The organism is Rhodococcus sp. C3V (assembly GCF_029269915.1).
GTDB classification, from domain to species: domain Bacteria; phylum Actinomycetota; class Actinomycetes; order Mycobacteriales; family Mycobacteriaceae; genus Rhodococcus_F; species Rhodococcus_F qingshengii.
Window position 1 is genome coordinate 234,340 of sequence record NZ_JARJBE010000001.1, and the last position, 15,514, is coordinate 249,853.

Genomic DNA, 15,514 nt, shown 5'->3' on the forward strand with positions numbered 1-15,514 from the left:
CTGTGGAGTTCCGGCAGATGGAGTACTTCCTCGCAGTGGTCGAGAACAAGGGGATCAACGGCGCCGCAGCGGCTCTCGGCGTTGCTCAGCCGACCGTGTCACAAGCGTTGCGCGGGCTCGAACGTGAACTGGGAGTGAGGCTGTTCCACCGCATCGGGCGCGGCATGGTGCTCAGTGCTGCCGGTCGCAGTCTGGTCGGCCCGAGTCGACAGGTTTTGCGAGACGTAGCTGCGGCGGCTGAACAGTTGACGGCATCCGATGGCGCCATCGTCGGTCGCCTCGACATCATGGCTTTCCCTGCACTGACCTCGGGGACGATCGTCGATCTGATTGCGGAGTTCTGTCGACGGTATCCGCAAGCACGAGTCAGATTCTCGGAACTCGAGCGTGAGGACAATCTGGAAAGTCTCATCCGGGACGGCCACTGCGAATTCGCGGTGGCTCATCTGCCGCTCGAGGCGGGCGAAGGGCTCGAAATCGTCGAATTGGGGGAGCAGGAATACCGCCTGGTCTACCCGGCGGGAACGGAACTACCCGAGGGGCCGGTACGCCTTTCGGAAATGCCGGACATTCCCATGGTATTCGTTCCTCGCGGGGCAGCGATGGGTGACGCGATCGAAGATTCGATCCGAAAGGCCGGTACCAGAACGGAACTCGCGGTGGTGACCGAGCAACGGGAGTCGCGGCTCCCGATGGTCATCGCCGGACTCGGCGGTTCGTTGGTCGAGCGCTCGGTGGCGAAATCGATGCCTGGTCAGGTGGTGGAACGGGCCTGCGAGCCGAGATTCCTGCGTGCGTACGGTCTCGCCTTCGACCCCTCGACGTTGTCGCCGGTGGGACAGGTATTCGTGAACCTGATCCACGAGTACCTGTCCGACGAACGCCGGTCACAGCACTAGAGTCGGCAGATTCGTTCTCGCGCGGCAGAGTACTCGGCGGCGAGACGCTCTACTACTGCATGCGTCGGAAGGACTGCATCGATCGCTCCGATGCCCTGTCCGGCGCCCCAGATGTCACGCCAGGCCTTGGTATCGGTGTCGTTGGTCGCGAAACTCATTGCGGATGGATCGGATTCGGCCAGGTTGTCGGGGTCCAAGCCGGCGGCAACGATGCTGCCCCGCAGGTAGTTTCCGTGTACTCCGGTGAACAGGTTGGAATAGACGATGTCGGAGGCCCCTGAACCCACGATCATCTCCTTGTACGCAGGATCCGCGTTAGCCTCTTCGGTTGCGATGAAAGCTGATCCGACGTATGCCAAATCGGCCCCGGCCGCGAGCGCAGCGAGAATCGAATCACCATGAGCGATGGCACCTGACAACAGCAGTGGACCGGCGAACCACTCACGAATCTCCCGAATCAGGGCAAACGGCGACTGCCTACCGGCATGACCACCGGCCCCGGCAGCTACCGCGATCAGTCCGTCGGCGCCCTTCTCGATCGCCTTGCGTGCAAAGCGATTGTCGATGACGTCATGGAGAACGATTCCGCCGTATGCGTGGACTGCGTCGTTGATGTCGGTGCGAGCGCCGAGGGACGTGATGACGATCGGAACCTCGAACTCGGCGATGGTCGCCAGATCCTCTTCCAGGCGGTTGTTGGACCGGTGGACGATGAGGTTGACGGCAAATGGCGCCGACGGATTCTCCGGGTGCTCACGATCATGTTCCTCACGAGCCACGGTGATCAGTTTGAGCCAATCCCGAAGTGCTGACTGCGGACGAGCATTCAGTGCCGGGAAGGACCCGATGATGCCAGAGGTGCACTGCGCGATGACGAGGTCAGGAGTCGAGATGATGAACATCGGTGAAGCGAGAACCGGGACACGCAGTTGCGACGTCAGGTCTGCGAAGGTCGTCACCTGGAACCGCCTTTCTGATCGACGGATTCGAGAAGTCTCGAGCGGAGGTCGGTCTTGAGGACCTTACCGGCAGCCGATGTCGGAAGGAGTTCTACCTCGACGACTTCGCGAATCTTCTTGTACGGCAGCACCTGCTCGGCGACGAACGCCTTGATCTGCTCGGCGTCGAACTCGGCGCCCGGAATCATCACCACGAAGGCTACGGGCTCCTGGCCGTTGCTCCCCACTTCGCGGCCGACGACCGCGGCAGTCGAGATCGCCGGGTGCGAAACCAGAATCTCTTCGAGTTCCCGCGGATAGACGTTGTACCCCTTGTAGATGAGCATGTCCTTGGCCCGGTCACAGATGAAGAGGTATCCGTCCGAGTCCAGGTACGCGATGTCTCCCGTGTCCAACCAGCCGTCGACGAACTGTTCTGCGGTGGTTTCCGGGTGTCCGAGATAGCCGTCGGTGACCTGAGGCCCACGCACCCACAGTTCGCCGCGTTCGTTCTCGCCCAGAACGGTCTTCCGGTCGAGCTGATCGCGAATCTGGATTTCGGTGTCGAAGATCGGGAGGCCGACGCTGCTCTGCCGATATTCCGAGCCGTTGATCAGCGGAGCGGCCGTGACCACACAGGTGGCCTCGGTCAGCCCGTACCCTTCGACGACGAGCGCTTTGGGAAATGCCCGGCGGAGTGCGGCGAGCGTGACACTGTCGATCGGGGCGGCACCCGAAGACACGACGCACACGCTGTCGGTGTTGCGCACCGTAGCGTCGGGATGAACCGACAGTGCGTGCCACATGGCGGGAGACCCGGTGAGATAGGTGGCCTCGTGCTTTTCGATCAGCTCGAGCATCCGGCCGGGTTCGAACCGACCGGCGAACACCTGGGTGAGACCGGAAATCAACAGGAACGACGTGTTGAGCAACGAATGTGCGTGGAAGAGAGGGGAGACCACGATGGTCGCCCCGGTCCCGGGCGTCGGACCGAGCACGTCGAGGCCGTCGATGCGTCGAGGCGTGACGAGACCGTCAGGACCTGCTTCCAACTCGTGACCGGTTCTCCACCCACACATCTGCGTGATGTTGCCGACGACGTTGCGGTGAAGAACACGAACACCTTTGGAGACTCCGGTGGTTCCGCCGGTGAACGCGATGTGTGCGATGTCGTCGCTACGAACCGAGGCAGGGGTGAATTCGGTGGGTAGATCCGCGATGAAGGAGTCGAATGCGACGACCGACTCCGGTGTGTCGAGCGCGCCCTCGGTGTCCTGGACCATCACGATCGTACGCACGGAGGTTCCGGAAGAGGCCGCGAGCAGTATGTGCAGCTGCGAACTCTGAGTGACCGCAGCAACGGCGGACGTCTCCTCGATCTGCTTGCGCAGTCCAAGTTCTGGTTGCAGCGGATTGACCAATGTGACTGTCGCCCCGGCCTGCAGGCAGCCGTAGTAGGCCTGGAGGAACTCGACGCAGTTGCCGAGGTGTAGCAACACGACATCGCCGACGCCGACCCCGGCCTGCCGCAGTGCGCCGGCGAATTGTGCACTGCGCTGACCGAGTTCGCGGAACGTGCACGTGCGCTCGCCGTCCACGACGGCGAGGCGATCACCGTAGAGTGCCGCCATGCTGGGCGCCCAGTACGCCATGGTGGTATCCGGGTATTGCATGTTGTGCCGCAGTTGTGGATTGGCGATCACGCTGGTGCCCGTCACCGGGGAGCCATTCGGATAGCGCCGTCGAGTCTGATGGTCTCGCCGTTGAGGTAGCCGTTCTCGAGCATCGAGACGGCGAGCTGGCCGAACTCGTCCGGACGACCCAGTCGTGAGGGATTGGGAACAGAGGCTTCGAGGGCCGTGCGCACGTCTTCGCGTAGGCGCGCCAGCAGGGGAGTGTCCATGATGCCGGGAGCAATGGTGTTTACGCGGATTCCGCGGCTGGCGAGATCGCGGGCAGCGGTGACCGTCATACCGACGATGCCGGCTTTGGACGCTGTGTAGTTGATCTGACCGATCTGACCTTCGAATGCTGCGACCGACGCCGTCATGACGATGGCACCTCGCTCACCGTCCACGGCGTCGAGTTCCGCCATCCGCTCGGCGCCGAGACGGAGTGCGTTGAACGAACCGACAAGATTCAGCTTGACGACGAACTCGAAATCTTCGACCGATCCGGCTTTTCCGTCCTTGTCGAGAATGCGCATACGACGCCCGGCACCCGCGCAGTGGACGACGCCGCGGAGGCCGCCGCGCTCGTGCGCCGCGTCGAGTGCTTCGGCGAATTGTTCGCTGTCGGTGACGTCGGCCGGGGCGAATTGTGCGGCAGCACCGAGATCGGCCGCCACCTGCTTACCGTCGGACGAAGGCAGATCGATCAACGTGACCTGCGCTCCGGCGTCGAGCAGCCGTCGAGCGGTTGCCAGGCCGAGGCCTGAAGCGCCGCCGGTGATCGCGGTGGAAAGTCCCTCGAGTTTCATGGATCAATTCTTCTTTCCTGCTGGATGACGTGTCGGCCCGAAAGCGTTGTCGGGTCAGATCAATTCGAGAATGGTCGCATTGGCCATGCCGCCGGCCTCGCACATCGACTGGAGACCGTAGCGAATTCCGTTGTCGCGCATGTGATGTGCCAGGCGAGTCATCAAGATCGCACCTGATCCGCCGAGTGGGTGGCCGACCGCGATAGCGCCGCCGAGCGGATTCACACGATCGATGGCTGCGCCGGTTTCAGCCTGCCAGGCAAGCGGGACGGGGGCGAATGCCTCGTTGATCTCGAAGGCGCCGATGTCGTCGATGGACAATCCGGAGCGATCCAATGCCTTTGCGGTGGCGGCAATCGGACCGGTGAGCATGATGACCGGGTCGTCGGCTGCGACCACTGCGGTGTGAATACGAACGAGCGGCTTCCACCCACGTGCCCGGGCGTACTCGCTGGTCGTGACGAGTGTGGCGCCCGCCCCGTCGGAGATCTGAGAAGAGTTGCCGGCGTGGATGGCACCGTCGGCGTCGAAGGCCGGGGGCAACTTCGCGAGCGACTCCACACTTCCGCCTCGCCGAATGCCTTCGTCCTGGGACAAGCCCGCGATCGGAGTGATCTGCCCGGTGAATGCCCCTTCATCGGTGGCACGGGCCGCGAGTTCGTGTGAGCGGAGGGAGTATTCGTCCAGAGCTGTTCGTGTGAGTGCCCATTTCCGGGCCATCATCTCGGCGCCGGTCCCCTGGCTGAAACCGTCCACCCCGTAGCGTTCGAGTACCGAAGCCGGAAAATGCTCACCGTTCTTGCTGGCGGTACCCATCGGTACTCGTGACATCGATTCGACGCCTCCGGCTACGACCACGTCGTTCTGACCGGAGATGACGGTGGCCGCAGCAAAGGAAACTGCCTGCTGGCTCGATCCGCAGGCCCGGGTCAGTGTGACGCCGGGAACGCTGTCGGGCCAGCCGGCAGCGAGTGCCGCTGTGCGGGCGATGCTTCCGGCCTGCTCGCCGACCTGACTGACGCAACCCCAGATCACGTCGTCGACCGTCGCCGCGTCGAGTCCGGTCCGTTCAGCGAGCGCACGCAGTACACGGGCGGACAACTCGGCCGGATGGATCTCCGAGAGGGCGCGGCCGCGACGGCCGATCGGTGTACGTACTGCGTCGACGATGACGGCATCTCGCATGTATCTCTCCTGCTGTTCGTGCCCGGTTCTGCGACTGTGCGGTCGGGGCGTGTCTCGAGTCGATCACGAGCGGGTCGACCCGGCAATGTCTTTCGGTGAATGGCTTTGTTAGCGAATGGCTATACGTGGAGTACTCAGCCTCGGATGAGCTTGCGATCGCGCTCGGGATTGGCGAAGACGAGGACCAGAACCGCGGCGATCACTCCGATGACGCCGATTGCCTGGAAGGACTGGGCGTAACCGTCGGCCGGGGTTGCAGCGTTGTCCACGATGACTCCCGTTGCGTAAGGAGCAATCAGGCCACCGATCGACATGATGGCGAGGAAGAATCCCATCGTTCCGGCAGTCTGCTGCGGCGGGCACAGCTCCGAGATCGCAGCGTTGATGAGCGGGAAGGTGATTGCCGAGAACCCGTAGCCGATCGAGACCATGGCGACAGCGACGATGGGGGTGGAGATCTGTGGCAGGAACAGGAGAATCGATCCGCAGATCAGAACGCCGACACAGGGAACGATGACGCGAACCGTACGAGAGGTGAAGCCGCGGCCGATCAACTTGTCCGTGACGGAACCGGAGGTGATCATGAGGACGAGACCGACGATCGAGGGCAGCGCGAACATCGAACCGGCCTGCATCGCACTGTATCCGAGGCCGACCTCGAAGTACGACGGCAACCAGGTGAGAACGACGGTGGTCAGCGCGTAGATGGTCGCGATGAGGAAGCAGCAGCTGACGAAGGTGCGGGAGAGCAGGATCTTGCGCCACGGCACGTTGGGCTCGGTGACCGCCTTCGTGGCTGTCCCGGCTGCCTCGGTTGCTTCTGTATCTGCAGTCTTGGTCGCCTTGACGGACTTGCTCGTGTACGGGCCCTCGGACCAACCGGCCAGCCAGCAACCCATCCACACGAGACCGAGAACGGAGAGCGAGAGAACTGCTGCGCGCCAGCCGTAATGAACGGCGATGAAGGTCAGTACCGGCGCGAGGGCGATCTTTGCGACAGAGGCAGATCCGGCGAGCATTGCGCCGGGAAGGCCGCGCTTGGCCGGCGGGTGCCACGAGTACGCCGCGGTGTGCATCAGCGCCGAACTGGGGCCTTCGGCAAATCCGAGGAGCATGCGCGAGACGATCAACATCGCGAGGCTGGCGCCGAGAACGAGGGGGAGCATGACCACGGACCAGATTGCGGCCAGGATCAACAGCGCCCAACGCAGGGTCAGGTACTTGTTGAGCGGTCCGGCGAGGAATCCACCGATGCAGAACATCAGGAAGAAGAGCGAGCCGACCATGCCGATTTGCGAAGACTTCAGTCCGAGCTCACGAGCGAGGGGCTGAGCGATGATTCCGAGGACTGCCTTGTCCGCGTAGTTGACGATGTAGAGGAAAACGACGAGCCCGGTCATCGTCCACGCACGCTTGCGGGTACCGAAGACGGGAACTGCTGACGAATCTGGCGTTGCTGTTGCTTCGGGCTGGACGTCGTTACGCTGTGGCGCGATGGGGGTCACGTGGCGTCCCTTCGAGACTGGTGGGCGGATGCGATCGTGCTCGAAGCGCGGCCTCGAAGCGATCGATGGTGGTGTGTTTGCCGGCTGACTCATTCAACGTGTTCTGGATCACTTTGAGCAATGTCGCGTCGATGATCGGAACGATAGCGGTTGCCTATGTATCGCAGGTCAGGCCATATTGGTACGCCCTATCGGACGCATAGCCGATGAGTGTTGGATCGAATGCGGAACATTGAGGCAAGGTGAGATCAGGATCACCCTGTCCCCTTGACCGACTGGAGTTCATACATGCAGCGCACCGTGTTCAACGAGGATCACGAGGCATTCCGGGCAACCGTTCGCGATTTCATCGCGAAGGAAGTAACCCCGGTTCACGAGAAGTGGGAAGAGGACGGTCACCCGCCCCGTGACTTCTACCGACGACTCGGAGAGCTGGGCGTACTCGGAATTCAGGTGCCGGAAGAATACGGCGGAGGCGGCGAGAAGTCGCTCAAGTTCAACGTCGTCGTCGCCGAGGAAGTTGCTGCCGCCGGGGCGTCGTTCGGCTCGCAGTCGGTGCATACGAACCTGATCCTGCCCTACCTGCTCGAGTACGCGAACGAAGAACAGAAGAGCCGCTGGTTGCCGGGCTTCGCTTCCGGAGATCTGATGTTCGCGATTGCGATGACCGAACCGGGAACAGGATCGGATCTGGCGAACATCGCGACCACGGCCAAGCTGTCGGAGGACGGTACGCACTACGTGGTCAATGGTTCCAAGACGTTCATCACCGGTGGAGTACTTGCCGACCGCGTCCTGGTGGTGTGCCGTACCGCGCCCAGCACAGCGGAGAACCGGCGCACGGGGTTGTCGATTCTGGTGATCGATACGTCGTCGCCCGGATACTCGGTGGGGCGCAAGATCAACAAGATCGGGCTCAAGACCTCCGACACTGCGGAGCTTTCGTTTGTCGACGTCAAGGTGCCCGTCGAGGACCGACTCGGAGAAGAGGGCGACGGCTTCAGCTATCTGACCCACAACCTGGCTCAGGAGCGGTTGACCATCGCGTTCGGAGCGGCCGCCACTGCCAGTGCAGCGCTTCGCTTTGCCATCGACTACGTCAAGGACCGCAAGGTGTTCGGCAAGCCGGTCGCGGCCTTCCAGAACACCAAATTCGTTCTGGCCGAATGCGCTACCGAGGTTGATGCCATCCAGCTGGTGTCCGACAACGCACTCGAATGTCATGACCGCGGCACTCTGACGATTCCCGACGCAGCGAAGGCGAAACTGTTCTGCACCGAGGCGGCAGGTCGAGTGATCGACAAGTGCCTCCAATTGCACGGCGGGTACGGCTACATCACCGAGTATCCCATCGCGCGTCTTTACGCAGACACGCGTGTCACACGAATCTACGGTGGCACAAGTGAAGTCATGAAGACCATCATCGCGAAGGATCTTGGTCTCTGACGCACTCTCGACATGTTTTCGGCCTCGGAACAAATGTTCCGAGGCCGAAAACATCTTCCGGGTAGGTCAGTTCGCCGGAACCCCGATTACGCCGTCCGCGATCAGCGTCGATGCGTGATCGGCGTTGGTTCCGAGGATGTCGGCGAGCACCGCGATCGAATCGCCGCCGACCTCGGAGGCGGGTCCGGTACCCAGGTGTGCGCCGTCGAACGAGGCAGGATTGGCGGCAGCCAGGTAGCTTCCGATTCGAGGTTGATCGAGTGCGGAGAACATCGGGTTGTTGTCCAGTTCGCCAGATTTCACCACTTCCTCGAAACTGCGGTACCTCTCGAACAGAACCGACGATGTGTCCAGCGCTGCAGCGATCTCGGCGCCGCTGTGTTCCCGGAACCAATGTGAGAACAGAGCAGTGAGTACCTCTCGATGACGGTAGCGATCCGCTTCGGCGGAGAAGTCGGCTCCGAGTGCAGCTTCGACAGCGTCGACAGCCGCCGTGGTGCCGGTGACCGACGCAAGGTCGCGGAAATGGCGGGTAGTGAGTGCAACGATCATGAACCGGTCGTTGTCGCTGGAGACGAAATCGATTCCGTACGTGCCGTAGACGGCGTTTCCGCCGGACTCGCGACTGCGACCGTTCACTTGTACTTCGGTGAGGTAACCGAGGGTTCCCGCGGTGGCCAATGCGACGTCTTCGAGTGGGAGCGTGATCCGAGATCCATGTCCGGTCGAGTCACGTTGGCGCACTGCGGCAGTGATCGACAGGGCGGCGTAGAGCCCGCATGCGACGTCCCAGGCGGGCAGTGCGTGGTTGACAACTCCGGCGTAGTCGGCGGGGCCGGTGATCTGTGGAAATCCCAAGGCGGCGTTGACCGTGTAGTCGACTCCGGGGCTGCCGTCGCGGTGTCCGAGGATCTCGAGGGTGATGACGTCGCTACGCAACTGGGCCAGGGAGTCGTGGCTCATCCACTTACGGCCGCCGGCGTTGGTGACCAGGATTCCGCCGCCAGGTCCCGGCGCCGTGACCAGTTGGCGTATCAGTTCTTGGCCGCGTTCGGCGCGCATGTCCACTGACAGTGACCGTTTGCCTTTGTTGAGTCCGGTCCAGTAGATGCTCTCGCCCTTGTCTGTGACGGGCCAGCGGTTGTAATCGGAGGCACCTCCGATCGGGTCGATCCGGATCACCTCGGCGCCGAGTTGGGAGAGCGTCAGTCCGCACAGCGGCGCGGCGACAAAGCTCGAGACCTCGACGATGCGAAGCCCGGACAGCGGGCCTGGGCTCTGAGTCATGTGTGGTCCTCCGTGATAGAAGAGTGTGTGCTCATGCCATCAACACGGTGAAACGCCAGTCGAGAACCGGAGTTTGTGTTGCAGAAGCATTGTGGGAGAACACGAGCGAACGCAGTTGCACTGCAGTTCCGTGTTCGAGGGGCGACGAGTTTTCGACGTGCAGTTCGCTCGTGAGGGTATCGCCCTCGTGAACGGGTCCGGTGTGATCGCACGAGTGCCACCCGAGAACCGTCACCACGTTGGGCAGAGCGCGAGTCGCCTGGGCGAGTGCGATCCCGATGGTGTGGCCGCCGTAGACGAGGCGACCGTGGGCGCCGACGCGATCGTCGTGGTGCGTCGCTGCGATGTTCAAGCTCAGCCGGGCAAGTTCGGGTGCGCTGGAGACGACGTCGCCGCTGCTGTGGAAGACGGAGCCCACCAAATCGGAATCGAAGTGCCTGCCGGGTACCCGCTCTCGATACGTGTCGAGGTCCCAACCGTCAGGTGATACGTACGGAGCCGGTTCGGACGGACCGATCGCCCCGAGGTCGTCGGCGTGGCGAGTTCTCGCCTCGATCGGGTCGGGGCTCAGGGGGAGCATGGCGCAGCGGTAGAAGTCGAGGACCGTGTTGCCGTTCTGATCAGCAGACGTCATCCGTAGCGCGGCAAGTCCGGTGGCGCCGCGTCCCGGCTTGGCCGAGTTCTCGCGTAGACCGACAACCTCGGTGCGCGTGTACAGGGTGTCGCCGAGTACCGGGAAACGGTGGAATCGCAGTCCACGGTAGAAGAGGTTCGCCTTGACGTGGTGTGTGACCACGGTTGACTGGCCGATGGCGATGTCGGTGACCAGTCCTGGATTTGCCACTGGTGCACCGGAACCCGTGACGCTCGACGACAAGTGTGCGTCGAGAGGCAGGCGCATGCGGTCACCGAGGATCGCCTGATGGGAGGCGGCGAGTCCACTGGTCAACGTCACCGCGGGCGCTTCGTCGAAGATCTGACCATGGGTGAGCTCGTCGAAGTACGGGCCTCCCACGTAGTGCTCGCTCATACGGTGACTCCTTCGGCTCGGGCAAGCGTACGACGCGCTGCCACGGCCACAGCTTCGTCGAGCATCTGGCCGTCGAGTTGGGCGGCACCCGAACCCAGGGTTTCGGCTTCTTCGAGTGCGGTCAGTACCCGTCGGGCGTCATTGACGGCGTCGTCCGAAGGAGTGAATGCGGTAGTGGCCGAGTCGATCTGCGCCGGGTGGATGACCCATTTGCCGTCGAACCCGAGAGCGCTGGTCCAGTGCGCGGCGCGGCGGAAAGCGTCGTCGTCGGTGATGCCGAGAAAGGGCCCGTCGATGGCTGCGACGCCGGCTGCGCGGCAGGCGATCAGAATTCTGTCCTGGACGGCAAGCCAGTGTTCAGGCAGTGCCGAGCGTGAACGGCCGAGCGCTGCACCGAGATCGGCGTATCCGATGATCGCGGCTTGGAGACGAGGAGTCGCGCGGGCGATGGAGTCGGCATTCTGGACGCCGAGCGGAGTTTCGATCAGGGCTTGCAGGGTGGTGTGGTGCCCACCGGCAGTGAAGAGGATGTGCTCGGCCTCGAGTAGTTCGTCGGCGGACTCGACCTTCGGGACGATCACGCTCGTCAGCGATTCTCCGAGGGCGCCGCAGGCGATCAGGTCGTCGCGGGCCCATGGTGTGGTCAGGCCGTTGATTCGGACCGAGATGGTGCGCGCCCTACCGAACTCGTGCACCAAGGTGCTCACGAGGGTTCGCGCCAGGTTCTTGTTCGCCGAAGTGACGGCATCTTCGAGGTCGAGAATCACCTCGTCTGCGTTCGAGAAGAGTGCTTTGCGTGCCTTGCGCTCGTCTGAACCCGGCGCGACCAGGGACGCGCGACGTCTGGTGGCGCGGTAGTGGTTCTCGTCCATAGTGTGTCGATTACCTCGATCTGGAAATCAAATGTACGGCCAGTTGTGAAGTGGATGAGCTGCCGTGAACGGCGTTGATGTGCACCGAACTGCCTCGATGCTGGCAGTTGCTGCGTATCGATGTCAAGGCGCGGTATTGACATTGCGCGAACAATATCGAAATATGGCCGTACAAACTTATTTCAAGTCGAGGCGGATTCATGCTCAAGCTCAACGACGAAGAGACATTCCTGATCGAAACCGTGCGCCGGTTCGTCGACCGAGAGGTCAAGCCCACGGTCCAGGAGGTGGAGCACGCGAACGAGTATCCCGAGAAGTGGATCGATCAGATGAAGCAGATCGGGATCTACGGGCTCGCGATTCCCGAGGAGTACGGCGGATCGCCGGTGTCCATGCCCTGTTATGCGCAGGTGACGCAGGAACTGTCACGCGGATGGATGTCCCTGGCGGGGGCGATGGGCGGTCACACGGTGGTCGCGAAACTCATCTCGCTGTTCGGTACCGAAGAGCAGAAGGTGAAGTACCTGCCGCGAATGGCAACCGGCGAGATCCGGGCAACGATGGCCCTCACCGAGCCCGGCGGAGGTTCCGATCTGCAGGCCATGACAACCAACGCCAAGAGCGACGGCACAGATCTGGTCGTCAACGGCGCCAAGACATGGATCACCAATGCCCGCCGATCCGGCGTGATCGCCTTGCTGTGCAAGACCGATCCAAGCGCAAGCCCTCGTCATGCGGGCATCTCGATCGTTCTCGTCGAGCACGGCGAAGGGCTGACCGTCTCCCGCGACCTCCCGAAGCTCGGATACAAGGGCGTTGAGAGTTGTGAACTGGCCTTCGACAATTACCGCATCTCCGAGTCGGCCATTCTGGGCGGTACTCCCGGAAAGGGCTTCGGGCAGATGATGAAGGGACTCGAGACCGGCCGTATCCAGGTGGCTTGCCGCGCACTGGGCGTCGCCACGGCCGCACTCGAGGATTCACTTGCCTACGCGCAGCAGCGCGAGAGCTTCGGCCAGCCGATCTGGAAGCACCAGTCGATCGGCAATTACCTCGCCGACATGGCAACGAAGCTGACGGCCGCACGGCAGCTGACGTGGCACGCGGCGCAGATGTACGACAGCGGCGAGCGGTGCGACATGGAGGCAGGCATGGCCAAGCTGTACGCCTCCGAGGTGGCGATGGAAATCGCTTTGTCCGCCGTCCGCATCCACGGCGGTTACGGCTATTCGACGGAGTACGACGTCGAGCGGTATTTCCGTGATGCACCACTGATGATCGTCGGGGAGGGAACCAACGAAATTCAGCGCAACGTGATCGTTTCGCAGCTGGTTGCCCGCGGCGGTCTGTGACGGATCGGTGAGCAAGTAGGATCATGTCGCTATGAGCGGTAAGGAAAGAGAGACGGAGCCGGCGTACCAACGCCTCTCTCGTGAGCTTCGTCAGCAGATCTCTGCCGGTACCTACCGCGACGGCATTCAACTGCCCACCGAATCCGAACTGGCGCAGCATCACGGCGTGAGTCGGCAGACGGTCCGCCGAGCCTTTCACGATCTGGTTGCCGAGGGCATCGTGTACCGAGTACCCGGGCGCGGAACGTTCGTGACCGAGAACAGCGGCCGCTATCTCCGTCATCTCGGATCCATCGAAGATCTCATGAACCTTTCGCGGGACACGACGATGGAAGTGGTGTCACCGCTGCACCGGCGCGTGGACATCGAGGCGGCCAGTCGGCTTCGGCTCGACACCGACGTCGTGTACACCGTGGTCTTCCGGCGGATACACGAGGGAGTTCCGTTCGTGCAGACGACGGCGCATCTGCCGGAGGCGATCGCGCGGCAGATCATCGACCTGCCCGCCATGGCGGCCGGTGCGGTGAGCGCCAATACGGTGATCGGCTTGCTGGAACCGCTGATCGACAGTCCGATTGTCGAAGCAGCACAATCGATCACGGTGTCCCCGGCCACGGCGGACGTTGCCAGGGACGTCGATTGCGAAATCGGCCACGCCATGTTGCGGGTGGACCGTTTGTACTCCAACGCGCAGGGCGTTGCCAACGAGTTGTCGGTGAGCTATTTCTTGCCGGAGCAGTACACGTATCGGGTCACGCTGCGCCGCGGCGCACATTAGCGCTGCACTTTTCTTTGCTGTTCAACACCTTTCAGGAGAGAACTATGCGAATTTTCAACGGAATCGACGAAGTAGAGACGGCTGTCGGTGAGCACTTGGGCTACAGCGCGTGGTTCCCGGTCACACAGGATCGGATCGACAAGTTCGCCGACGCCACCGAGGATCACCAGTGGATTCACGTGGATCCCGAGCGCGCAGCGCAGGGTCCGTACGGCGGCACCATCGCCCACGGCTATCTGACTCTTTCGTTGTTGCCGGTGCTCGGCGCTCAGGTGATGCGTGTCGACGGAATCTCCATGACCGTGAACTACGGAAGCAACAAGGTGCGATTCCCCGAACCGGTCAAGGTCGGTTCTTCGGTGCGGGCAGGTGCGGAGATTCTTTCCTTCGAGCGCACCGCGAAGGGCGCGACGATAGTCGTGCGGTACACGATCGAAATCGAAGGAGCGGGTAAACCTGCGCTGGTAGCGGATACCGTGCGCCTGTTGGTCTCCTGAATCCTTTTCCATTCTTCCAGAACGAGATTCGAGGTCAGTTGTGAAACGAGCAGCATTGGTCGCGCCGGTCAGAACCGCGGTGGGCCGTTTCGGAGGGGCACTTCGTGACGTGCCTGCGGAAAGTCTGGCTGCCACCGTCGTCAAGGAGACCGTGCGTCGTAGCGGAATCGATCCGTCCCGCATCGACGACGTCGCGATGGGGCAGTCGTATGCCAATTCGGAGGCACCGTGCATCGGAAGGTGGGCGGCGCTCGAGGCCGGGTTGCCGATTTCGGTAGCCGGCTTCCAGACGGATCGCCGATGTGGAACGGGTCTGCAGGCCATCGTTTCCGCGGCCATGATGGTCCAGACGGGTGCGGCCGACGTGGTTCTCGCGGGTGGCGTCGAATCGATGAGCGGGATCGAGCACTACACCACCGGAGCGCGGTGGGGCACCAGATCCGGTGGGCTGCAACTGTTCGACCGCCTCGATCGTGGCCGCGAGCGCTCGCACCCCGAGTGGCGATTCGGTCGGATCAGCGGAATGATCGAAACGGCCGAGAACGTCGCGACACGCTGCGGGATCACGCGGGAAGAGTCGGACACCTTCGCCGTCGACAGCCACCGAAAGGCAACACTGGCAAGAGAATCCGGCCGCTTCGATGCCGAAATCGTCGCCGTCGAACTGACGGATCGAAAAGGGAACGTCACACAGTTTCGTGCTGACGAGGGGATTCGTCCGGATACCTCACTCGAAACCCTGGCACGGCTGCGTGCGGTGACCGAGGGAGGCGTCGTGACCGCCGGTAACGCCAGCCAGCAGAACGACGCTGCGGCAGCGATGTTGGTTGTCGCCGAGGATCGTCTGGACGAGCTGGGGCTGGAACCCATCGGGTTCCTCGACAGTTGGGCCGCGGCCGGTTGTGAACCGGCGCTGATGGGCCTCGGGCCGGTTGCCGCCGTCTCGAAACTGTTTGCTCGCACCGGGGCACGCTTTGCCGATTTCGATCTGGTCGAGCTGAACGAGGCGTTTGCGTGCCAGGTTCTCGGCGTCGTGAAGGAATGGGGATTCGAGGACCTCGATCGCCTGAACGTCAACGGTTCCGGCATCTCGCTCGGGCACCCCGTGGGAGCGACGGGTGCGCGTATGGCAACAACCGCGCTTCACGAACTCGGCCGACGCGGCGGCGGAAAAGCGCTGTTGACCATGTGTATCGGCGGTGGCCAGGGTATGGCGGCCGTGGTGGAGTCTGCCTGACGAGGTTCG

The 15,514-nt window shown here is 62.7% G+C and carries 14 protein-coding genes; 6 read left to right on the forward strand and 8 right to left on the reverse strand.

Annotation, left to right across the window (positions count from 1 at the left end):
- The first annotated feature begins 2 nt into the window (after positions 1-2).
- On the forward strand, positions 3-899 hold the full coding sequence (locus P3G66_RS01230; protein ID WP_003939949.1) for a LysR family transcriptional regulator: 897 nt from the start codon (positions 3-5) through the stop codon (positions 897-899).
- On the opposite strand, the gene P3G66_RS01235 is transcribed toward P3G66_RS01230, so the two are convergent.
- The 5 genes from P3G66_RS01235 to P3G66_RS01255 all read right to left on the reverse strand — a co-directional run bounded on the left by P3G66_RS01235 (position 896) and on the right by P3G66_RS01255 (position 7,099).
- Positions 896-1,858, reverse strand: coding sequence for a nitronate monooxygenase family protein (locus P3G66_RS01235; RefSeq protein WP_042448540.1), 963 nt, complete (start codon positions 1,856-1,858; stop codon positions 896-898). The genes P3G66_RS01230 and P3G66_RS01235 overlap by 4 nt on opposite strands.
- Positions 1,855-3,510, reverse strand: coding sequence for an AMP-binding protein (locus tag P3G66_RS01240; protein WP_276116268.1), 1,656 nt, complete (start codon positions 3,508-3,510; stop codon positions 1,855-1,857). Before P3G66_RS01240 ends, P3G66_RS01235 begins: the two co-directional genes overlap by 4 nt.
- Before the next feature lie 41 nt (positions 3,511-3,551).
- Complete coding sequence (locus tag P3G66_RS01245) at positions 3,552-4,316, reverse strand: SDR family NAD(P)-dependent oxidoreductase (protein ID WP_003939944.1); 765 nt, start codon at positions 4,314-4,316, stop codon at positions 3,552-3,554.
- Between the two features lie 54 nt (positions 4,317-4,370).
- Positions 4,371-5,501, reverse strand: a complete 1,131-nt coding sequence (locus P3G66_RS01250; protein WP_276116087.1) for a thiolase family protein — start codon at positions 5,499-5,501, stop codon at positions 4,371-4,373.
- Positions 5,502-5,635: 134 nt separating this feature from the next.
- Positions 5,636-7,099, reverse strand: coding sequence for an MFS transporter (locus P3G66_RS01255; protein ID WP_276116088.1), 1,464 nt, complete (start codon positions 7,097-7,099; stop codon positions 5,636-5,638).
- Between the two features lie 195 nt (positions 7,100-7,294).
- Between P3G66_RS01255 and P3G66_RS01260 the strand changes: the two genes are divergently transcribed.
- The gene (locus P3G66_RS01260; protein ID WP_003940617.1) at positions 7,295-8,452 is read left to right on the forward strand and encodes an acyl-CoA dehydrogenase family protein; all 1,158 of its coding nucleotides are present in this window, start codon (positions 7,295-7,297) and stop codon (positions 8,450-8,452) included.
- Between the two features lie 66 nt (positions 8,453-8,518).
- Here the strand turns inward: P3G66_RS01260 and P3G66_RS01265 are convergent, their stop codons facing one another.
- From P3G66_RS01265 to P3G66_RS01275, 3 genes are read right to left on the reverse strand one after another with little or no spacing between them, the layout of a single operon-like run.
- Positions 8,519-9,739, reverse strand: a complete 1,221-nt coding sequence (locus P3G66_RS01265; RefSeq protein WP_276116089.1) for a CoA transferase — start codon at positions 9,737-9,739, stop codon at positions 8,519-8,521.
- 31 nt (positions 9,740-9,770) lie between these two features.
- Entirely contained in the window at positions 9,771-10,769 is a 999-nt protein-coding gene (locus P3G66_RS01270; RefSeq protein WP_030537188.1) for a MaoC family dehydratase, read from the reverse strand.
- On the reverse strand, positions 10,766-11,641 hold the full coding sequence (locus P3G66_RS01275; protein WP_064443704.1) for a CoA ester lyase: 876 nt from the start codon (positions 11,639-11,641) through the stop codon (positions 10,766-10,768). The genes P3G66_RS01270 and P3G66_RS01275 overlap by 4 nt, the downstream gene beginning before the upstream one ends.
- A gap of 200 nt (positions 11,642-11,841) precedes the next feature.
- Between P3G66_RS01275 and P3G66_RS01280 the strand changes: the two genes are divergently transcribed.
- Genes P3G66_RS01280 through P3G66_RS01295 form a run of 4 tightly spaced genes read left to right on the forward strand, consistent with a single transcriptional unit; the run spans position 11,842 to position 15,505 of the window.
- Positions 11,842-12,993 carry an acyl-CoA dehydrogenase family protein gene (locus P3G66_RS01280; RefSeq protein WP_276116090.1) on the forward strand — a complete coding sequence of 384 codons (1,152 nt, stop codon included), beginning with the start codon at positions 11,842-11,844 and terminating at the stop codon, positions 12,991-12,993.
- 31 nt (positions 12,994-13,024) lie between these two features.
- Complete coding sequence (locus tag P3G66_RS01285; RefSeq protein ID WP_042448526.1) at positions 13,025-13,771, forward strand: GntR family transcriptional regulator; 747 nt, start codon at positions 13,025-13,027, stop codon at positions 13,769-13,771.
- A gap of 44 nt (positions 13,772-13,815) precedes the next feature.
- Complete coding sequence (locus tag P3G66_RS01290; protein WP_003940415.1) at positions 13,816-14,268, forward strand: MaoC family dehydratase; 453 nt, start codon at positions 13,816-13,818, stop codon at positions 14,266-14,268.
- A 40-nt stretch (positions 14,269-14,308) separates the two neighbouring features.
- Positions 14,309-15,505, forward strand: a complete 1,197-nt coding sequence (locus tag P3G66_RS01295) for an acetyl-CoA C-acetyltransferase (protein WP_064114110.1) — start codon at positions 14,309-14,311, stop codon at positions 15,503-15,505.
- The last annotated feature ends 9 nt before the right edge of the window (positions 15,506-15,514 follow it).

Excerpts from the sequence above, each read along its gene's own strand:
- P3G66_RS01265 (WP_276116089.1), bottom strand. The coding sequence starts at position 9,739 with ATGACTCAGAGCCCAGGCCCGCTGTCCGGGCTTCGCATCGTCGAGGTC.
- P3G66_RS01250 (WP_276116087.1), bottom strand. The coding sequence starts at position 5,501 with ATGCGAGATGCCGTCATCGTCGACGCAGTACGTACACCGATCGGCCGT.
- P3G66_RS01285 (WP_042448526.1), top strand. The coding sequence starts at position 13,025 with ATGAGCGGTAAGGAAAGAGAGACGGAGCCGGCGTACCAACGCCTCTCT.
- P3G66_RS01255 (WP_276116088.1), bottom strand. The coding sequence starts at position 7,099 with ATGAGTCAGCCGGCAAACACACCACCATCGATCGCTTCGAGGCCGCGC.
- P3G66_RS01245 (WP_003939944.1), bottom strand. The coding sequence starts at position 4,316 with ATGAAACTCGAGGGACTTTCCACCGCGATCACCGGCGGCGCTTCAGGC.
- P3G66_RS01270 (WP_030537188.1), bottom strand. The coding sequence starts at position 10,769 with ATGAGCGAGCACTACGTGGGAGGCCCGTACTTCGACGAGCTCACCCAT.
- P3G66_RS01240 (WP_276116268.1), bottom strand. The coding sequence starts at position 3,510 with ATGCAATACCCGGATACCACCATGGCGTACTGGGCGCCCAGCATGGCG.
- P3G66_RS01290 (WP_003940415.1), top strand. The coding sequence starts at position 13,816 with ATGCGAATTTTCAACGGAATCGACGAAGTAGAGACGGCTGTCGGTGAG.
- P3G66_RS01260 (WP_003940617.1), top strand. The coding sequence starts at position 7,295 with ATGCAGCGCACCGTGTTCAACGAGGATCACGAGGCATTCCGGGCAACC.
- P3G66_RS01275 (WP_064443704.1), bottom strand. The coding sequence starts at position 11,641 with ATGGACGAGAACCACTACCGCGCCACCAGACGTCGCGCGTCCCTGGTC.
- P3G66_RS01280 (WP_276116090.1), top strand. The coding sequence starts at position 11,842 with ATGCTCAAGCTCAACGACGAAGAGACATTCCTGATCGAAACCGTGCGC.